Source organism: Streptomyces sp. NPDC104761 (genome assembly GCF_055583445.1).
In genome coordinates this window covers 225862-241330 of the sequence record NZ_JBVJNZ010000002.1, presented here as the reverse complement: position 1 = coordinate 241330, position 15469 = coordinate 225862, and the positions used below count along the sequence as shown (strand labels likewise).

The 15469-nt window shown below is 72.5% G+C and carries 15 protein-coding genes; 6 read left to right on the top strand and 9 right to left on the bottom strand.

Annotation, left to right across the window (positions count from 1 at the left end; genetic code table 11):
* Window positions 1–28: 28 nt before the first annotated feature.
* The 5 genes from ACZ63F_RS07640 (at window position 29) to ACZ63F_RS07620 (ending at window position 6311) form a co-directional block, all read left to right on the top strand.
* Entirely contained in the window at window positions 29–1603 is a 1575-nt protein-coding gene (locus ACZ63F_RS07640; protein WP_469709601.1) for an MFS transporter, read from the top strand.
* Between the two features lie 266 nt (window positions 1604–1869).
* A complete protein-coding gene (locus tag ACZ63F_RS07635; RefSeq protein ID WP_351957229.1) occupies window positions 1870–2631 on the top strand; it encodes a DeoR/GlpR family DNA-binding transcription regulator in 762 nt (253 codons plus the stop codon).
* A 38-nt stretch (window positions 2632–2669) separates the two neighbouring features.
* The gene (gene pfkB / locus ACZ63F_RS07630) at window positions 2670–3617 is read left to right on the top strand and encodes a 1-phosphofructokinase (RefSeq protein WP_469709947.1); all 948 of its coding nucleotides are present in this window, start codon (window positions 2670–2672) and stop codon (window positions 3615–3617) included.
* A 259-nt stretch (window positions 3618–3876) separates the two neighbouring features.
* Window positions 3877–5943, top strand: a complete 2067-nt coding sequence (locus tag ACZ63F_RS07625; protein ID WP_469709600.1) for a PTS fructose transporter subunit IIABC — start codon at window positions 3877–3879, stop codon at window positions 5941–5943.
* A gap of 116 nt (window positions 5944–6059) precedes the next feature.
* Window positions 6060–6311 carry a hypothetical protein gene (locus ACZ63F_RS07620; RefSeq protein ID WP_469709599.1) on the top strand — a complete coding sequence of 84 codons (252 nt, stop codon included), beginning with the start codon at window positions 6060–6062 and terminating at the stop codon, window positions 6309–6311.
* Between the two features lie 25 nt (window positions 6312–6336).
* Here the strand turns inward: ACZ63F_RS07620 and ACZ63F_RS07615 are convergent, their stop codons facing one another.
* The 4 genes from ACZ63F_RS07615 to ACZ63F_RS07600 form a co-directional block, all read right to left on the bottom strand.
* Entirely contained in the window at window positions 6337–7083 is a 747-nt protein-coding gene (locus tag ACZ63F_RS07615) for a DUF6227 family protein (protein WP_469709598.1), read from the bottom strand.
* A gap of 157 nt (window positions 7084–7240) precedes the next feature.
* Window positions 7241–8470 (bottom strand): L,D-transpeptidase, encoded by a 1230-nt coding sequence (locus ACZ63F_RS07610; RefSeq protein WP_469709597.1) that lies wholly within the window; start codon window positions 8468–8470, stop codon window positions 7241–7243.
* Window positions 8471–8645: 175 nt separating this feature from the next.
* Entirely contained in the window at window positions 8646–9671 is a 1026-nt protein-coding gene (locus ACZ63F_RS07605; protein WP_469709596.1) for a P1 family peptidase, read from the bottom strand.
* A 40-nt stretch (window positions 9672–9711) separates the two neighbouring features.
* Window positions 9712–10947, bottom strand: a complete 1236-nt coding sequence (locus ACZ63F_RS07600; RefSeq protein WP_469709595.1) for a low temperature requirement protein A — start codon at window positions 10945–10947, stop codon at window positions 9712–9714.
* A 143-nt stretch (window positions 10948–11090) separates the two neighbouring features.
* Between ACZ63F_RS07600 and ACZ63F_RS07595 the strand changes: the two genes are divergently transcribed.
* Entirely contained in the window at window positions 11091–11267 is a 177-nt protein-coding gene (locus ACZ63F_RS07595; protein ID WP_352356785.1) for a hypothetical protein, read from the top strand.
* A gap of 40 nt (window positions 11268–11307) precedes the next feature.
* On the opposite strand, the gene mscL is transcribed toward ACZ63F_RS07595, so the two are convergent.
* The 5 genes from mscL to ACZ63F_RS07570 all read right to left on the bottom strand — a co-directional run bounded on the left by mscL (window position 11308) and on the right by ACZ63F_RS07570 (window position 15316).
* Entirely contained in the window at window positions 11308–11784 is a 477-nt protein-coding gene (mscL, locus tag ACZ63F_RS07590) for a large conductance mechanosensitive channel protein MscL (RefSeq protein ID WP_469709594.1), read from the bottom strand.
* A 138-nt stretch (window positions 11785–11922) separates the two neighbouring features.
* Window positions 11923–12510, bottom strand: a complete 588-nt coding sequence (locus ACZ63F_RS07585) for a hypothetical protein (protein ID WP_469709593.1) — start codon at window positions 12508–12510, stop codon at window positions 11923–11925.
* A gap of 168 nt (window positions 12511–12678) precedes the next feature.
* Window positions 12679–13512, bottom strand: coding sequence for an S-methyl-5'-thioadenosine phosphorylase (locus ACZ63F_RS07580; protein WP_351957238.1), 834 nt, complete (start codon window positions 13510–13512; stop codon window positions 12679–12681).
* Window positions 13513–13626: 114 nt separating this feature from the next.
* Window positions 13627–13956, bottom strand: coding sequence for an FmdB family zinc ribbon protein (locus ACZ63F_RS07575; protein WP_469709592.1), 330 nt, complete (start codon window positions 13954–13956; stop codon window positions 13627–13629).
* 67 nt (window positions 13957–14023) lie between these two features.
* Complete coding sequence (locus ACZ63F_RS07570; protein ID WP_469709591.1) at window positions 14024–15316, bottom strand: MFS transporter; 1293 nt, start codon at window positions 15314–15316, stop codon at window positions 14024–14026.
* Window positions 15317–15469 lie beyond the last annotated feature (153 nt).

The following is a 15469-nucleotide window of genomic DNA, read 5'->3' as shown; positions in this document are numbered from 1 at the left end:
TGGCCTAGTGCGTCCCTACGGTACGACCATGACTTCCACGGCCACAGGCGCCCCGCAGGGGCGCGGGACTGTATCGACCAGCGGCTCGGCCGCGGTGCGCGACCAGCCACGACGAACCGGCACGGACACCACCACACCCACCCCGACGGCACTCGACACGTCGGCCTCCCCCGGTGCACCGCACCGCTGGCTAGCCCTGGCCATCGTCATGACCGCCGCCTTCATGGACCTCGTCGACGTCACGATCGTCAACATCGCCGTCCCCTCCATCCAGCGGGACGCCGGTGCCTCGTTCGGCCAGATCCAGTGGATCACGGCCGGCTACGCCCTCGCCTTCGCCGCCGGCCTGATCACGGGTGGCCGTCTCGGTGACATCCACGGCCGCAAACGGCTGTTCCTGATCGGCGTCGCGGGATTCACCGTCGCCTCGGCCCTCTGCGGCTTCGCCGCGAACCCGGAGATGCTGGTCGCCTCCCGCATCCTGCAGGGCGGCATGGCCGCGATGATGGTCCCGCAGGTCCTGTCGATCGTGCACGCGACCTTCCCGGCCCACGAACGCGGCAAGGTCTTCGGCCTGTTCGGGGCGATCGTCGGACTCGGCGCGGTCTCCGGACCGCTGCTCGGTGCGCTCCTCACCGAGTGGAACCTCCTCGGCCTCGCATGGCGCCCGATCTTCCTCATCAACCTCCCGGTCGGCATCGCCGCCCTTCTCCTCGGCCGCCGTTACATCGGCGAATCAAGGGCCCCGCACGCCCTCAGGCTCGATCTCGTCGGCGTCGCCCTGGTCACCCTCGGCCTGCTGATGCTGCTCTATCCGCTGACCCGCGGCCGCGCGCTGGGCTGGCCGCTGTGGGGATACGCGTCGATGGCCGGCGCGCTCGCCGTCTTCGCCGTACTGGTCGCCTACGAACGCCGCAAGGCGGTCCGCGACGGTTCCCCGCTCATCGAGCCCTCCCTCTTCGCGGTCAAGAGCTTCGCCGCCGGTATCGCCGTGCAGACCGTCTTCGGCGTGGCGCTCGGCATCTTCTTCCTGGTCTGGACGCTGTACCTGCAGGTCGGCCTCGGCTGGAGCCCGCTGCACGCCGGCCTGACCGGGGTGCCGTTCTCGATCTCCGTCTCGGTCGCGGCCGGCCTGTCCGTGCAGAAACTGGTCCCCCGCTTCGGCCGCAAGGTGCTGCAGGCCGGTGCCCTGCTGATGGGCGTCGGCGTCCTGCTCTACGTCTGGGAGTCGCACCGCTACGGCCTCGCCATCGCCTCCTGGCAGATGGCCCTGCCGCTGGTCGTGATGGGCGCGGGCATGGGCCTGATCGTCGCCCCGCTGACGGACGCGGTGCTCTCGGAGGTGCCGCGCGAGCACGCCGGTTCCGCCTCCGGCCTGATCAACACCGTGCAGCAGATGGGCAACGCGCTCGGCCTCGGCCTGGTCTCGGTGGTCTTCTACGGCGTCATCGGCGACCGTCCGACCCGGGCCGGGATCGGCCCGGCCTACGTGCACGCCTTCCAGCACGCCCTGTTCTGGGTGGCCGCGGTCATGGCCGTGATCCTCCTCCTGATGTCCGCCCTGCCCAAGCGCCCGGCGCAGCAGGCCGAACCGGTCCACTGACCAGCACCGCCCGAAGGGCCCGGCGCCGGAAGGCGCCGGGCCCTTCCGCGCGGGTGCGCGGATGTGCGGACGCGGGTCGGACGGGGTGCATGGGCGCCTCCGAGCCGCCCTGAACAGGGCCGAAAGCCCGATCATGTCCGTTTGTGGCCCGAACCTGTTTACTTTCCGGAAATCGCGGCGTAGCCTCCTCGCGAAACCACAAGTTCGGGCATGAGTCGGACGCGGTCGGGCATGACCGGACGTACGTTTGAGTGGAGGCGCAGCGCATGTACGCACCGGAGCGGCAGCAGGAGATCCTCCGGCTCGCCCGTGACGGCGGCCGGGTGGACGTCGTGTCGCTCGCCGAGGAGTTCCAGGTCACGCAGGAGACGATCCGCCGCGACCTGAAGGCCCTCGACCGCGCCGGCCTCGTCCGCCGGGTGCACGGCGGTGCCATCCCGGCCGGGCGGCTCGACTTCGAGCCGGACCTCGCCGAACGCGAGTCCACCTCGGCCGACGAGAAGGACCGCATCGCCAAGGCCGCCGTCCCGGAGCTGCCGACCGAGGGCACCCTGATCCTCGACGCCGGTTCCACGGTCGCCCGGCTGGCCGCGGCCATCCCGCTGGAGGCGACCCTGACCGTCGTCACCCACAGCCTCCCGATCGCGGCCCGCCTCGCCGACCACCCGGGCATCCAGCTCCACCTCGTCGGCGGACGCGTACGGCACCGTACCCGCGCCGCCGTGGACGCCTGGGCGCTGCGCGCGTACGGGGAGATCCGGGCGGACGTCCTCTTCGTCGCCGCCAACGGATTCTCCGCCGACCAGGGCCTGACCACCCCCGACCTCGCCGAGGCCGCGGTCAAGCGGGCGGCCGTCGCCGCGGCCCGCCGGGTGGTCCTGCTCGCGGACTCCGCCAAGCACGGCCAGGAGCACTTCGCCCGCTTCGGCGACATGGGCGACGTGGACCTGCTGATCACCGACAGCGGACTCAGCCCCGAGGACGCCGCCGCCATCGAGCGCGGCGGCACGGAAGTAGTACGAGCATGAGCACCACGAGCACCACGAGCACCACGATCGGTACGGGCATGATCCTCACCGTCACCCCCAACCCCTCCCTCGACCGGACCTACGAGGTCCCCGCCCTGGAGCGCGGCGAGGTCATCCGCGCCTCCGGCGAGCGCATGGACCCCGGCGGCAAGGGCGTCAACGTCTCCCGCGCGGTCGCCGCCGCAGGCCGCCGCACGGTCGCCGTCCTGCCGCTCGGCGGAGCGCCGGGCGCGCTCGTCGCCGACCTGCTCGACGCCCAGGGCATCGAGGTCGCGCCGGTCCCGGTCGCCGGGGCCACCCGCTCCAACATCGCCCTCGCGGAGTCCGACGGGGTGCTCACCAAGATCAACGCGCCGGGCCCGGAACTCTCGGCCCACGAGCAGGAACTGCTCCTGGAGACCGTGCGCGAGCAGTCCCGCGACGCCGACTGGATCGCCTGCTGCGGCAGCCTCCCGCGCGGCCTCGCGCCCTCCTGGTACGCCGACGTCGTCACCCGGGCGCACGCCGGGGGCGCGCGCATCGCGCTGGACACCTCGGGGCGCGCGCTGCTCGAAGCGCTGCGCGCGCGGCCCGACGTGGTGAAGCCGAACGCCGAGGAGCTCGCGGAGGCCGTCGGGCGCCCCCTGGCGACGGTGGGCGACGCGCTGAAGGCGGCCGAGGAACTGCGCGGCATGGGTGCCCGCGCCGTGCTCGCCAGCCTGGGCGCCGACGGCCAGCTGCTCGTGGAGGACGAGGGCGCCTGGTTCGCGAGCGCCCGCGTGGACACCGTCCGCAGCAACGTCGGCGCCGGCGACTCCTCCCTCGCCGGTTTCCTCGTCGCCGGCGGCAGCGGCCCGAAGGCCCTCGCCTCCGCCGTCGCGCACGGCGCCGCCGCCGTCCAGCTGCCCGGCAGCGTGATGCCCACCCCGGCCGACCTGGACCCCACGGCGGTGACCCTCACCGACCGCGTCCCCGTCGACCGCGAACTGACGGAGCCGGTGTCATGACCACTCGCACGACCACTCGTACGACCGCTCACCCGGCTGTGCTCCGTCCCGGCACCGCCCGCCGACCACCGGCCCAGGAGCGGCGAGGGGTCTCGTTACTCGCCGCGCCGACGGGCCGTCGGGGCACCCTGAGCCGCCCCGCCGTGCCCGGGAGGCGGGGTTTCCCCGGCCCCGCCTCCCACCTCGCCCCCCACGGCACCCCCGTCCCCATCCCCGCCCACCCCACACTCCGGGCGATACGCGTGCATAGGAGCCCGCGATGAGCGACATGATCACCGCGGACCTGGTCGATCTCGACCTGTCCGCCGACACGAAGGAAGCGGCGGCGCGCGCCCTCGCCGAGCGCATGGTGGCCCTGGGCCGGGTGACCGACCTGGAGGGCTTCCTCGCCGACGTGGCCGCCCGCGAGGCCCAGATGCCGACCGGTCTCGACGGCGGCATCGGCATCCCGCACTGCCGCAGCGCCCACGTCACCGAGCCGACGCTCGCCTTCGGGCGCAGCGCCACGGGCATCGACTTCGGCGCCCCCGACGGCCCGGCCGACCTGATCTTCCTGATCGCGGCCCCCGCCGGCGCCGACGACGCCCACCTCACGATCCTCTCCTCGCTGGCCCGCCAGCTGATGAACGGCGAGTTCACGGACGCGCTGCGGTCGGTGGGCGACGCCGGGACGGCGGCGGCGCTGATCCGCGGCGACGAGAGGCCCGCACCCACCGAGGGCGCGGCGGCGGCCGCGAGCGCCTCCCAGAACACCGCTGCGGCGCCGGTGGCGGCCTCCGCCGGCACCGCAGCGGCCACCCGGGACGCGGGGCCGGAGGCCGGCGAGCGCCCGTTCCGCATCGTCGCGGTCACCTCCTGCCCCACCGGCATCGCCCACACCTACATGGCGGCCGAGTCCCTGGAGAACGCGGGCCGCGAGGCGGGCGTCGAACTCGTCGTCGAGACGCAGGGCTCGGCCGGCTTCACCCGGCTCGACCCCGAGGTCATCGCGGCGGCGGACGGCGTGATCTTCGCCCACGACGTTCCGGTCCGCGACAAGGACCGCTTCGCCGGCAAGCCCACCGTGGACGTCGGCGTGAAGGCGGGCATCAACCGCCCCGCCGAGCTGATCGGCGAGGTCCGCGCCAAGGCGGCCCGCGGCGAGGCGACGTCCGGCTCCGCACCGGCCACGCCGGTGGAGCGCGCGGGCGAGGCCGGCGAGGGCTACGGCACCAAGCTGCGCAAGTGGCTGATGTCCGGCGTGAGCTACATGGTGCCGTTCGTCGCGGCCGGCGGTCTGCTGATCGCCCTCGGCTTCGCGATCGGCGGCTACGAGATCAAGTCCGCGCCGTCGGTGCTGAACCACTTCGTGTGGACGCAGTCCGACAGCTGGGCCGCCCTGATGTTCCAGATCGGCGCCGTCGCCTTCGGCTTCCTGGTGCCGGTCCTGGCCGGCTACATCGCCTACGGCATGGCGGACCGGCCCGGCCTGGTCCCCGGCTTCGTGGGCGGCATGATCGCCTCCACGATCAACGCCGGCTTCCTCGGCGGCCTGGTCGCCGGTCTGCTGGCCGGTGGCGTGGTGATGGCGATCCAGAAGATCGACATCCCGAAGGTGCTGCGCGGCATCATGCCGGTGGTGGTGATCCCGCTGATCTCCACGGCGATCGTCGGGTTCCTGATGTTCGTGGTGGTCGGCAAGCCCATCGCCTCCGCGCAGAAGGGCATGACCGACTGGCTGAACGGACTCTCCGGCTCCAACGCCGTCCTGCTCGGCGCCCTGCTCGGCCTGATGATGTGCTTCGACCTCGGCGGGCCCGTCAACAAGGTCGCGTACACCTTCGCCACCGCCGGTATCGCGGTCTCCAACCCCAGTGACTCCGCGATGAAGATCATGGCCGCGGTCATGGCGGCCGGCATGGTCCCGCCGCTGGCGATGGCCCTGGCCACGACCGTGCGCGGCAAGCTCTTCACCGAGACCGAGCGCGAGAACGGCAAGGCCGCCTGGGTGCTGGGCGCCTCCTTCATCTCCGAGGGCGCGATCCCGTTCGCGGCCGCCGACCCACTGCGCGTCATCCCGTCCTCGATGGTGGGCGGCGCCATCACCGGTGCCCTGTCGATGGTCTTCGGCGCCACCCTGCGCGCCCCGCACGGCGGCATCTTCGTGGTTCCGCTGATCGGCAACCCGTTCCTCTACCTGGTCGCCATCGCCGCCGGTGTCTGCGTCACCACGGCCCTGGTCGTCCTCCTGAAGGGCCTGCGCAAGCCGGCCCAGCAGGCCTCGGCGGGCGGTTCCGCCGGGACGGCCGCCGCCGCGAAGGAGGAACGGCAGCCGGTCGCGGCCTGATCCCCGCACCGCCCGGCCGCCTTGTCTCTTTGATTCGCTGTGAGTTGTTCACGGCACCTGCGAGATACGTCACGGTCCGGGACCAAAGTCCCGGACCGTGGTGTGTACTGGGGCGCATGCCCGCGCACGTATCGACCCTCCAGCTGATCGGCATGGCCGCGCTCACCCTGGCGACCGTCGCCTGGGCGGCCGTCGTGACGCGCCTGCTGCGCCGCAACCGGCGCGACGCCCTCGCCTGGCACGCAGCACACGCCCTGCCCGCCTTCCCGCACCGGCACGAGCCCGCTCCGCCCCGCGAAGCCGTCGAACTGACCCCCGCGGAGCAGGACGCCTTCGCGGGCCTGGTGCGACGCCTGGGCGGCCGCTGAGCCTCCCGGCACGGGGGAGAGCGGGTTACCTCTGCCGCGCCGCCCGCCGCTCCATCGCCTCCCTCGCCGCCTCCTCCGACGGGTACACCTCGCACATGTGCCGGCCGTCCGGCGTGGCCGTGTGCTCGACCTCCCACAGCGCCAGCTCCCGGCCGTCCCGCAGCAGGAAGGCGTGCTCGTAGAGCGAGAAGACCAGGCCCGGCCGGCCTGCTCGCCCCGGCCGTCCGAACGCCTGGGTGATCTGGTGCGCGAACGCCGTCGACAGCGCCTCCGCCGTCTCCCCGTCCGGCTTGTCGGGGTTCTCCGCGCGGCGCAGCAGCCGGCGCGCGTGGTCCGCCGAGTCGTCCGGCACGTACACGTGCCGGGGCTCCGGGACCGGCGCCAGCGTCACCAGCACCGGCAGCTCGAAGTCCGGGGCGTCCGGCGGCAGCGGCAACCGCGCGGTCGCGGCCCGCAGCTCCTCCTCGTCGATGTACACCTCGTGCTGCGGGTCGCCGCCCGGCACCGTGTTGTGCACCAGCTCCCACAGCGTGACCGCGGAGCCGTCGGCCAGCAGCCAGGTGTGCCGGTACGTCTCCCGGTGCAGTCCCGCGCTGTGGTGCGCGGAGTGCAGCGAACTGTCGTGCGCGAGCGCGCAGTCCAGCTGCCTGATGGCCTCGTCCGGCAGTTCGAAGGAGTTCAGGGCACGGCCGAGGAGCCGCGCGAGGTGCTCCTCCGGAGACTCGGGCGACTCGGCTGGTTCGTACGCTGCCGTCTCGTACGGAACGCTCAAGGTTTCTCCCGGCGTTGCTGCATGTCACCTTGTGGGTGCATACCGTAGCCCCTCGGTCGGACATCATGTCCGGGAACCGAGAAAACGTACGCCGGGAAAACGCGCGGGCCGCGCGAAAAGTTCCCGCGCGGCCCGACGATCAGTCAAAAGGTGCCGGTCAGACGGCACTTCCGGCGGTCCACTCGCTCCAGGACAGGTTCCACCCGTTGAGCCCGTTGTCCGGCTGCACGGTCTTGTCGGGGGAGTTCTTCACGATCACGACGTCCCCGATCAGCGAGTTGTCGTAGAACCACTTGGCCGTCGTGTCGCCCTGCGCGCCCTGGACGTCCGCCATGCCCACGCAGCCGTGGCTGGTGCCCTCGCGCCCGAACGGCGGGTTGCTCTGGCTGTACCAGTAGTTGCCGTGGATGAACGTCCCCGACGTCGTCAGCCGCATCGCGTGCGGCACGTCCGGGATGTCGTACTCCCCGCCCAGGCCGACCGTCTGGCTGTTCATCCGGGTCTGGGTGAACTTCTCGGAGATCACCATCTGCCCGTTGTACGTCGTGTGCTCCGGGCTGCCCGTGGACACCGGCACCGACTTGAGGAGCTTGCCGTCCCGCATCACGGTCATGGTCTGCGTGTTCGCGTCCACCGTGGAGACCTGCGAACGGCCGACGGTGAAGGTCACCGTCTTCTTCTGCACCCCGTAGACGCCGTTCGCGCCCTCGACGCCGTCCAGGTCGATCTTCATCGTGACCTTGGAACCGGCCTTCCAGTAGTCCTGCGGCCGGAAGTCCAGGCGCTGCGCACCGAACCAGTGCCCCGCCACCTGCTGGCCGCTGCTGGAGCTCACCGTGATGTGCGACTGCACGGCCTTCTTGTCGGTGATGACCTTGTCGAAGGTGAACGACACCGGCATCCCCACGCCGACCGTCGTCCCGTTGTCCGGCGTGTACGTGCCGATGTAGCTGTTCGCCGAGTCGACGGTGGTGAAGATGGAGTTGGCCGCCGCCGTGAGCCCCTTGGCGTCCTTGGCGGTCGCCGATATCTCGTACTTCGTGCCGCGCTCCAGCTGCTCCTTCGGCTTCCACGTGCCGCCGTCCGCGGAGAGGGTGCCGTCCACGGCCTGCCCCGACCCCGCCACGGTCATCTTGACGTCGGTCAGCTTCCCGTCGCTGACCTGCACGCCGGTCGTGTTGATCGACGCGCCGGTCGAACCGTCCTTCGCCGAGATCACGATCTTCGCGGCCGACGTCTTCGCGGCGGCGTCCTGCCCGCTCTTGGCGCCGTCGCTCTTGGCGTCGGCGTTGGCGTTGCCGCCGCAGGCGGTGAGGGTGAGGGCGCCGACCAACAGGGCGGCACAGGCCCCCAGTGCGCGCCGCGCTGCGATGTCCGGCGTTGTCACGGGCTGCTCCAGGTTCGTGTGAGTTCTTGTGATGTGCGTGATCCGCTCCAGTGCGTGGAGAAAGAGGCCGAAGGCCCCCCTCGGGGTTCCCTCCGGCGCCCGCGAACGCCATCACGTGACAGAACCAGGACAATCGACAGGTACGCGCAAGGTTCCGGGCGCGCCCCGGCCGTGGTCAGCGCGCCCCGTACAACTCCCCGTACGACGGCCACACCCCGCCCGGCCCGTCCACCGACTCGGCGGCCTTCACCGCCCGCACGATCGCGCGGGTCACCAGGTCCGCGCCGGCCGCGAGGATCTCGTTGAGCGCCAGCGGGTGCTCGTCCAGCGGCCGCACCCCCGTCGCCAGCGCGAACACCGTGTCCCCGTCATTGAGCAGGTGCACCGGCCGCACGGCGCGCGCGATCCCGTCGTGCGCCGTCCCGGCCAGCTTCTGCGCCTGCGCCTTGGAGAGTCCGGCATCGGTCGCGACCACCGCGAGCGTGGTGTTGAGCAGCGGGGGCGCGTTCCTGGCGGCGGCCTCCGCGAGCCGGCTGCGCGCGGCCTCGTGCACACCGGCCTCGGGATACTCCACCCGCCCCTGGAACAACTCCCCGTACAACGCACCGGTCTCCGGCTGCACCACCGCTCCGGCCGGGTTGGCGACCACCAGCGCGCCCACCGTGATCCCGGAGTCCAGCACGACGCTCGCGCTGCCGATCCCGCCCTTCAGCCCCCCGGCCACGGCGCCCGTACCGGCCCCCACACACCCCTCCCGCACCGGGGCCCCCGGCATGCTCGTCCCGGCCGCCTCCGCCGCCGCACGCCCCAGCGCCGCATCAGGCCGCGCCCCGAAGTTCCCGCCGCGCCCCAGGTCGAAGACGCAGGCGGCGGGCACCACCGGCACGACGTGCGCCGGATCCGGCCCCACCCGCACCCCGCGCCCCCGCTCCTCCAGCCAGGCCATCACCCCGGACGCCGCGTCGAGCCCGTACGCGCTGCCGCCCGTGAGCACGATCGCCTCGGCGCGCTGCACCACGTTGCGCGGATCGAGCGCGTCCGTCTCCTTGGTGCCCGGACCGCCGCCGCGTACGTCGACGGCGGCGACCGCGCCGCCCTCGGGAGCGAGGACCACCGTGGTGCCGGTGAGCCAGCCGTCACCGGCGCGGGTCGCATGTCCCACCCGCAGTCCGGCCACGTCCGTCAATGCGTCAACTGTCATGACGGCAAGTCTGGCCCAGCTCCACGCCCTTGCGGCCCGGTCAGGAGGCCTCCGCGGTGGCGTTCATCGGGCGCTCGGCGGCCGCGCGCGCCGTCAGCGCCGTCCCGGTCGCCACCGCCAGCGCCGACACGAAGCCCGCCGCCGGCACCGCCCAGTCGCCCAGGAACGTGCAGCACACCACCAGCAGCGCCGTCACCGGCAGCACCAGTTGCTGGGCGAGCCCCACCTTGAAGTGCCGCGAGTGCAGTGCCCACACGGTCAGCAGGTACAGCGCCGTCGGCACGGTCACCGCCGCCGCCGCGGCCGTCGTCGAGATGTGCGCCTTGCCGACCGCCTCCTCGACGGTCACCTCGATGCCCGCGCCGATCGAGGCCGCCGACGCGAAGATCAGGTAGTGGCCGTAACCCCACAGGAAGGACTCGCGGTTGGACCGCAGGTGGCCGTGGATGGGAACCACGAAATAGATCCACCAGGCCGAGAAGACGATCAGCAGACCGCCCGCCGCGATCGGCAGCAACTCGCTCAACGCGTCGTGCTCGCCCACGGCCGACTTCACGGCCACCGTCGCCGCCGCGATCGTCTCGCCGAGCACGATGATCGTGAACAGCCCGAACCGCTCGGCGATGTGGTGCGGGTGCCAGGTGGTGCTGTGGTCCTTCTCGGCGTACACGGGCACGCACAGCTCGGCGATCCCCATCACCAGGAACACCCAGGGGCGCGCGTGCGCCGGCAGCACCACGAGAGCGACCCAGCCGACCTGGCACAGCAGCACCCCGCCCGCGTACCGGAGCGCCATGGCCCGCTCCGCTCCCCGGGCCTCCCGCGCGGCTCGCAGCCACTGCGAGGCCAGCGCCAGCCGCATGATCACGTAACCGATCAGGACCAGTGCGAAGTCGTGTTCCGTGAAGCCCCGCGAGACACCGGCCGCCAGCACCAGCACGCCCGCGATCTGGACCAGGGTGACGACCCGGTAGAGGGCGTCGTCGTTGTCGTAGGCCGAAGCGAACCAGGTGAAGTTCATCCAGGCCCACCAGATGGCGAAGAACACCATCGCGTAGGTCAGGACGCCCTCGCCCGCGTGCCCCGTGGCGACCGCGTGCACCAGTCCCGCGCCCGCCTGCGCGATGGCCACCACGAAGCACAGGTCGAAGAAGAGTTCGAGTGGCGAGGAGACCCGGTGGGACTCCTCGCGCCCGCGTGCCGTGAGGCGGCGCAGCGGCCGCAGGGGCTGGGGTGTGTGCTGAGGGGCGGGAGCCGGAGGAGAACTCGACGTCATGCGTCCAGCAGAGCAGAAAAGGGCACCGGCTTGCGAACGGAGCCGCAAGCGGGCCGCCGGCGACACGGCGGGCGGCAGGACCGCGGCCGGGGCCGCCGGGCTGCCCGGGCGGACCTGAGCCGTGCGCGCCGTAGTCTTGAGGCATGACATCCGCCCCCGAGCCCGCGCCGCGCGACCCGAAGCCCGCGCTGATCTTCGACGACCCGCTGGACCGCCAGTCCTCGGACGACACGGACCGCGGATGGGGCGACCGCCCGGAGGGCGACTCCGCGGCCGACCTCAAGCGGTTCCTCGACGAGAAGCCGCCCCACCACCTCTGAGCCGCCCGCGCGACCGCCCGCAGCGTCCGCGACGGCGCCGCTATCGCTGGATGTGACCGTTTCCGCGCTGCGCGACCAGGGCGTCGCGGATCTCCTTCAGCACCTCCAGCTCGGTCACCTCGACCACCTCGTGCGTGCCCTCCCGCGCCCGGCGGCGGGCCTCCATCCGGGACAGGTACTTCGCCATCGGCAGGACCATCAGGAAGTACACGACAGCCGCGGTGATCACGAAGCTCAGCGTGGCTCCCAGGACGGAGCCCCACATGATCTGGATACCGCTCTTCACCGTGCCGTCCGGGTTCAGCGCGCACGGGTGCTTCAGGCACGAGCTGTAGCTGTCGAGGTTCTTCGTGCCGATCGCCCCGACCAGCGGGTTGATGATCCCCTTCACCACCGAGTTGACGATGTTCGTGAACGCGGCGCCGATGACCACCGCGACTGCCAGATCGACGACGTTCCCGCGCATCAGGAAGGCCTTGAAGCCCTGCCAGATACTCGGTTCCTTTTTCGCGCTCACCTCGGGGACTCTCCTCGCATGCACAGGCTGTGGAACAAAACGCTCCGCAACCTACGGCACCGTGCGGCCATTCGGGCCAATCCCGCAGCTCGAACGAGCGACTTGACACAAAGCGTCCCGAAAATCGCCCCAGGTTGTTCAGCACAACGTCACCGCCAGCCGGGCCGTGGCGCTCGCGCCGACCAGCTGTGCCGCGGTGGCGCGCGGGACCGACAGCACGACCAGCGCTCCGCTCTCCGCGGCCGCGTCGACCGGCTCCGGCAGCCTCGTCACGCGCACCCCGCGCGCGATCACCCGGGCCTGTCCGCCCGCCGCCGGATCCCCGGCGGCGATGACGTCCACCCGGTCGCCGGGGCGCAGCAGCCGGACGGTGGCCGCGTCGGCGATCCGCACCGGTGCCGTCACCATGTCCACGGGCGGGGCGTGCCGTCGTACCGGCTGGGTGGGCGGGGTGACGGCCGGGTGGCCCCGGGGCGGCGCGGTCCGCATGGGGTCGAGGGCGGTGCGCGGGCCGGCCGCGACGAGGGCCGCCGCCGTGACCGCGAGACCGGCCGCGAGAGCCCGCCCGCGGTGGCGCAGCAGCCGGTCCAGCAGGTACCGCCCGCCGCGCACCCGCACCGGTTCGAAGTACGGGACCTCGCAGGTGGCGGGGGCGTCCGTGCCCAGGGGGCGCGGGACACGGAGGGGTGGAGGCGCGGGACAGGGGGACGGGGGAACGACGGACACGGGGATCACCACCGGCGACGAGGAATCGGCTTGCGAGACCACGATGAGGTCTCGCGCCGAAACCCGCCGGAGCCGGTGGGCTACCGACCGGTTGTGGACAACTCGGCCACCCGAACGAGGAGTTCCGCCCGTATCCGCCCTGGGGAGAGCCCGTGCGTCGGGGACGCCCTACGGCAGCTCGAACCCCGGGTCCATGCCGCCGAGCGCGTTCGTGCACAGGCAGTCCCGTGCCGTGTTCTCCGGCAGGGCCGCCACCGCGTCGAACAGCACGCCCCGCAGTCGGTCCACGTTGGCGGCGAACACCTGCAGCACCTCGTCGTGCGAGACGCCCTCACCGGTCTCGGCGCCCGCGTCCAGGTCGGTGACCAGCGTCAACGACGCGTAGCAGAGCTCCAGTTCACGGGCGAGCGCCGCCTCGGGATGGCCGGTCATGCCCACCACGGACCAGCCCTGTGCCTGGTGCCAGAGCGATTCGGCGCGGGTCGAGAAGCGCGGCCCCTCGACGACCACCAGCGTGCCTCCGTCCACCGGCTCCCAGTCCCGGCCGCGCGCCGCCTTCAGGGCGGCCGCCCGGCCGGTGGGGCAGTAGGGGTCGGCCAGCGAGACGTGCACCACGTTCGGCACGGCGCCGTCGGGCAGCGGCAGTCCGTCGAAGTACGACTGGGCCCGGGACTTCGTGCGGTCCACCAGCTGGTCGGGCACGAGCAGCGTGCCCGGGCCGTACTCGGGGCGCAGACCGCCCACCGCGCACGGGCCGAGCACCTGGCGCACGCCGACGGAGCGCAGCGCCCAGAGGTTGGCCCGGTAGTTGATGCGGTGCGGCGGCAGATGGTGGCCGCGTCCGTGGCGGGGCAGGAAGGCGACCCGGCGGCCGGCGATCTCGCCGAGGAAGAGGGAGTCGCTGGGCGGCCCGTAGGGCGTGTCGACCTGGATCTCGGTCACGTCGTCGAGGAACGAGTAGAAGCCGGAACCGCCGATTACACCGATCTCTGCGTTCACCATGCGCAGCACACTAGCTGCCCGCCCGGACCGGCCGCCCTGGCGGGCGGGCGCCGGGGCCGGGGAACGCCCCGGACCCCGCTGTCGCTCGACGGCGGGGTCCCAGGGGGTGGGGTCTCAGGCGGCGGAGCTGCTGGCCGAGCCGGACGAGGACGTCGACGTCGAGGACTTCGACTCGGAAGCCTTCGAGTCGGACGACTTCGACTCGGACGAGGTGCCCGCGGACGCGGAGCCGGACGACTTCGACGCGGGGCTGCTGCTCGACGAGGAGCCGCGGCTGTCGTTGCGGTAGAAGCCCGAGCCCTTGAACACAATGCCGACCGCGGAGAACACCTTCTTCAGGCGGCCACCGCAGTTGGGGCACTCGGTCAGGGCGTCGTCGGTGAACTTCTGCACCGCCTCGAGGCCCTCGCCGCACTCGGTGCACTGGTACTGGTAGGTCGGCACTGTCTTCCTCCTGGCACTCTCACTCAGTGAGTGCTAACGACGGTCCATACTGACGTATTCCCGAGGATCAGTCCACCGTCAGCGGTACGCGGTGACCGACGCCACGTGCGACGGTACGGTTCCGGGGCCGGGTGACGAGCCGCGAACGCAGCGCCAGGAGGGTCGCCAGGGCGAGCACGGTGCCCGCCATTGGCACCAGGAACCCGGCGCCGCCCCACAGCCGGTCCTCCAGCTGTCCCGCGACCGTGACCGCGGCCGCCTGGCCGAGCGCCACCGCGCCGGTCAGCCAGGTGAACGCCTCCGTGCGGGCGCCGGCCGGGACCAGGCCCTCGACCAGCGTGTAGCCGGTGATCAGGGCGGGCGCGATGCACATGCCGACGAGCAGGCCGAGACCGGCCAGGACGAGCACCGAGTGGGACGTCCACAGCGCCGACGCGGTCAGCGCGAGCGCCGTGTAGCCGACGACCAGGCGCCGGTGCGGGGCGGCCTTCCAGGCGAGCGCGCCGCAGACGACGCCGGAGAGCATGTTCCCCGCGGCGAAGGTGCCGTACAGGACGCCGTTCAGGCCGGGTTCGCCGATCGACTCGGTGAACGCGGCGAGGGAGACCTGCATGCCGCCGAAGACGGAGCCGATGCCCAGGAAGGCGACGACCAGCACACGCACGCCCGGGACGCGCAGCGCCGAGGCGTGCCGCACGCGCGCGTGGCCGGCGCCGGTCACCTGGGGCTGGGTGCTCTTGCGGGCGGCGAACAGCAGACCGCCGGCGAGGGTGAGCGCGGCCTCCGTGACCAGGCCGGCGGCCGGGGCCACGGTGGTGCACAGGGCGGTGGCGAGCAGCGGGCCGAAGACGAAGGTGAGCTCGTCGGTGACGGACTCGAAGGCGGCGGCGGTGGACATCAGAGGGGAGTCCTGGAGCTTGACGCCCCAGCGGGCGCGCACCATGGGGCCGATCTGCGGCACCGAGGCGCCGGTCGGCACGGCCGCCGCGAACACCGCCCACAGGGGCGCGTGCGCCAGCGCGAGCGCCGTCAGGGCGAGGCCCGACAGGGTGTGCACGAGGACACCGGGGACCAGTACCGCGCGCTGCCCGTAGCGGTCGGCCAGGCGGCCGCTGTAGGGCGCGAACAGTGCCATGGAAACGCCGGTCACGGCCGCGGCGGCGCCCGCGGCGCCGTACGAGCCGGTGGTGTGCTGCACGAGCAGCACGATGGAGATGGTGAGCATCGCGAACGGCTGGCGCGCCGCGAAACCGGGGAGCAGGAACGTCCAGGCGCCGCGGGTGCGCAGCAGCTGTCCGTATCCCGGGCGGGACGGCGCCGCCGGGTTCTCCGACGGCTCGGTGGTGACCGTGGATGCCACGGCCCGTGCCTTTCTGCCGCCTGGTAGCGCGGCCCCTCCGGATCAGGGGGCGGCGCCGAGAGCTGTCCTCTTGCGCGGAACTGCGGTAGATACCGGCATTCACTGCGAAGAGCGTTCCGGCCGCCATACGGTCGCGCCAGCTCTGCGTCAGGC

What these genes read in the sequence shown, in the direction of transcription:
- ACZ63F_RS07640 (WP_469709601.1), top strand. Translation starts at nt 29, where the DNA reads ATGACTTCCACGGCCACAGGCGCCCCGCAGGGGCGCGGGACTGTATCG.
- ACZ63F_RS07635 (WP_351957229.1), top strand. Translation starts at nt 1,870, where the DNA reads ATGTACGCACCGGAGCGGCAGCAGGAGATCCTCCGGCTCGCCCGTGAC.
- pfkB (WP_469709947.1), top strand. Translation starts at nt 2,670, where the DNA reads ATGATCCTCACCGTCACCCCCAACCCCTCCCTCGACCGGACCTACGAG.
- ACZ63F_RS07625 (WP_469709600.1), top strand. Translation starts at nt 3,877, where the DNA reads ATGAGCGACATGATCACCGCGGACCTGGTCGATCTCGACCTGTCCGCC.
- ACZ63F_RS07620 (WP_469709599.1), top strand. Translation starts at nt 6,060, where the DNA reads ATGCCCGCGCACGTATCGACCCTCCAGCTGATCGGCATGGCCGCGCTC.
- ACZ63F_RS07605 (WP_469709596.1), bottom strand. Translation starts at nt 9,671, where the DNA reads ATGACAGTTGACGCATTGACGGACGTGGCCGGACTGCGGGTGGGACAT.
- ACZ63F_RS07600 (WP_469709595.1), bottom strand. Translation starts at nt 10,947, where the DNA reads ATGACGTCGAGTTCTCCTCCGGCTCCCGCCCCTCAGCACACACCCCAG.
- ACZ63F_RS07595 (WP_352356785.1), top strand. Translation starts at nt 11,091, where the DNA reads ATGACATCCGCCCCCGAGCCCGCGCCGCGCGACCCGAAGCCCGCGCTG.
- ACZ63F_RS07580 (WP_351957238.1), bottom strand. Translation starts at nt 13,512, where the DNA reads ATGGTGAACGCAGAGATCGGTGTAATCGGCGGTTCCGGCTTCTACTCG.